2 protein-coding genes are annotated in these 3249 nt (G+C 71.0%); both read left to right on the top strand.

Going from position 1 to position 3249, the window contains the following annotated elements:
* Window positions 1-228: 228 nt before the first annotated feature.
* Entirely contained in the window at window positions 229-2319 is a 2091-nt protein-coding gene (locus VF665_RS06935) for a putative bifunctional diguanylate cyclase/phosphodiesterase (protein WP_331052683.1), read from the top strand.
* 228 nt (window positions 2320-2547) lie between these two features.
* Window positions 2548-3249 (top strand): PAS domain-containing protein (locus tag VF665_RS06930; protein WP_331052682.1); only part of this gene is annotated, 702 nt, incomplete at its 3' end.

Genomic DNA, 3249 nt, shown 5'->3' with positions numbered 1-3249 from the left:
CCTACGGCGCGCGCAGCCCGGCCCGGAGCGCAGCGGAGGGACACGCCCTCATCCGCCCGTCGTCCTCCGTCCGGCTGCGCCGTCTCCCGGACCCGCCTGCGGCCCGATGCCGCCGTGGCGTGAGGGCCGCAAAGGCGTTATCGTATTCAGAATACAATCCGCTGCATCTCGCCAGACCGTGCTGCGCCGGCAATCCGGCCCTGCACTTCCCCGCCGCCGTCCCCCGCTGTGCCCGTCACCGACCGCCCGTACACGATCCTCCCCCCGGCGGGCGACCCGCTTTCCGCGCCCGCGCTGGCCGACCCCGCCGCCGCGCTGCGCGAAAGCGAGGCGTACTTCCGCTCGCTGGTGGAAAACGCGCGCGACGTCATTCACGTCATCAACGCGGACCGCACCACGCGGTACATCACCCCCTCCGTCAAGCGCCTGGTGGGCTACGACGCCGAGGAGCTGATCGGGCGCAACATCCTGGACCTGCTGCACCCCGACGACGTCGCCGGCCTGCTGGATGAACTGCGGGCCGCGCGCGGCGTTCCGGCCACCGGGCTGCCGCTGGAGGTGCGGGTGCGGCACCGCAACGGCGAGTGGCGCATCTTCGAGGGCGTGGGCCGCAACCTGCTGGACGATCCGGTGGTGCGCGGCGTCGTCATCAACTCCCGCGACGTCACCGACCGCAGGCGGCGCGACGACCAGATCCGCCGCCTGGCCTCCATCCCCGAGCAGTCGCCCAACCCCATTCTGGAGTGCGACCTGGCCGGCCAGCCGCAGTACGTGAACCCCGCGGCGGAGCGGCTGATCATGGACATGCGCCTGGACGGGCCCGCCGAACTGCTCCCGCGCGACCACGAGGCACTGGTGCGGCGGTGCGTGGCGCAGTCCGCCGGAATCCGCCACCGCGAGGTCACCGTTGGCCCGCGCGTCTTTACCTGGACGTACCATCCGCAGCCGTCGCTGAACGCCGTGCACGTCTTTGGTGAAGAGGTGACGGAGCAGAAGCGGGTGGAGGACCGGCTGATTCACCAGGCGCTGCACGATCCGCTCACCGGGCTGCCCAACCGCCACCTGTTCATGGAGCGGCTCACGGCGGCCCTGCTGCGCGTGCGGCGGCGGGAAGGGGGCGTGTGCGCGGTGCTGTTCCTGGACCTGGACCGCTTCAAGGTGGTCAACGATTCGCTCGGCCACCACGTGGGCGACGAGTTGCTGAACGTGGTGGCCGACCGCATTCGCGCCTCCGTGCGCCTGACGGACACCGTGGCCCGCTTTGGCGGCGACGAGTTCGCCGTGCTTCTGGACGGCCTGGAGGCGGTGGAGGAGGCGACGCGAATCGCCGGGCGGGTGGCGGAGTCGCTCGCCGAGCCCGTCGCGCTGGGGGACTACGAGCTGTTCACCGCGGCCAGCATCGGCATCGCGCTGGCGGAAAGTGGACGGGAGCGGCCGGAGGACCTGCTGCGCAACGCCGACATGGCCATGTACCGCGCCAAGGGCTCGGCCACCCTGCGCTGCGAGGTGTTCGACGCGGAGATGCACGCCCGCGCCGTGGAGCGGCTGGAGCTGGAAACGGACCTGCGCCGCGCCCTGAGCCGCAACGAGTTCAGCCTGGTGTACCAGCCCATCGTCTCGCTGCGGACGGGGCACATGGTGGGGCTGGAGGCGCTGCTGCGCTGGGACCACCCCACGCGCGGCCGCATCTCTCCCGCGGACTTCGTGGGCGTGGCGGAGGAGACGGGGATCATTCTTCCCCTCGGCGTCTGGGTGCTGAACGCCGCGTGCGCGCAGCTCGCGGCGTGGCGGCGCGAGTTCCGCGACGCCCGCATCGCCCTTTCCGTGAACCTTTCCGCCAAGCAGTTCGGCCAGCGCGACCTGGTGGAGGTGATCCGCGCGGCGCTGGCGGATTCCGGACTGGATCCGCGCCACCTCAAGCTGGAAATCACCGAAAGCGCCATCATCGACAACCCGGGGTCCGCGGGCGCCATGCTTCGGCAGCTCAAGGAGTTCGGCATCCAGGTGCAGATGGACGACTTCGGCACCGGCTACTCGTCGCTCAGCTCGCTGCACACCCTTCCTCTGGACGGGCTCAAGATCGACCGCAGCTTTGTGACGCGCGTTCCCGGCGAGCCCGCCACCACGCAGATGGTGGCGACGATCGCCACGCTGGCGCACGGGCTGGGGCTGGCCGTGATCGCCGAGGGGGTGGAAACGGTGGAGCAGATGGAGCTGGTGCGCTCGCTGGACTGCGAGTATGCGCAGGGCTTTTTGATCTCGCCCCCGCTGGACCCGCCGGGGATCCGCGCGCTGCTTGCCGAGCAGCGCCGCTGGTAGATTCCAAAGCCGCCAGAGACGGGCAAAATCGGCGGAATTGCTGGCTGTCTGCTTTGGCCACGCGGTGACGGAATGCTTGCGCGATGAACGGAGTGGACACTAGCATGTCCGCTCCGTTCCGCGTTTCTCCCCTCACCCGCACCCGGTTCCCGGACGATGGTCCTTCTTTCGGACGAGATGCGCGCCGCGTCTTCCACCTGCGGCACTTTGGGGACTTCGCGTACAGCGGTGGCGGATTCCGAGTGCCCGGACGGGATCCAGGATTCGCTGTTCCAGGCGCTTCGGCAGAGCGAGGCCGTGGGCGTGGCGGTGTGCGACCGCGAGTTCCGCTACCTGGCGTGGAACCGCTTCATGGAGGAGATGACCGGCCTTTCCGCCGCGGACGCGCTGGGGCGCAACGCGCTGGAGCTGTACCCGCACCTGCGCGACGAGCGGCTGGAGCCGGTGCTGCGCCGCGTGCTGGCGGGCGAGTCCGTCTCTCTCCCCGACCGCCGCTACCACGTTCCCGGCGTGCGCTCCGGGTGGATTTGGGTGCAGTACGTTCCGCACCGGTCCGCGGACGGATCGGTGGCCGGCGTCATCGGCCTGGTGCACGAGGTCACGGAGCGAAAGCGGGCGGAGGAAGAAAACGAGCGGCTGGCCGCCTTTCCGCGCGAAACGCCCAACCCGGTGCTGGAGTGCGACCGCGAGGGGCGCATCGTGTACGCCAACCCCGCGGCGGGGCGGCTGGCGGCGGAACTGGGCGCGCCGATCGAGCGGGCGCTCCCCGGTGCGGGGCACGCGGACCTGGTGCGCGGCGCGCTGGCGAGCGGGTCCGCCGTCCGCGCGGTGGAGGTGCCGGTGGAGGCGCGCGTGCTCAGCTGGTCGTACCACCCGCAGCCGGCGCTGGGGCGCGTGCACCTGTTCGGCGAAGACGTCACCGCGCGCCGG

It is taken from the genome of Longimicrobium sp. (assembly GCF_036387355.1).
Classification (GTDB): domain Bacteria; phylum Gemmatimonadota; class Gemmatimonadetes; order Longimicrobiales; family Longimicrobiaceae; genus Longimicrobium.
Note: the sequence above shows the minus strand (reverse complement) of the source record. Positions and strands in the feature narration are given on the sequence as shown.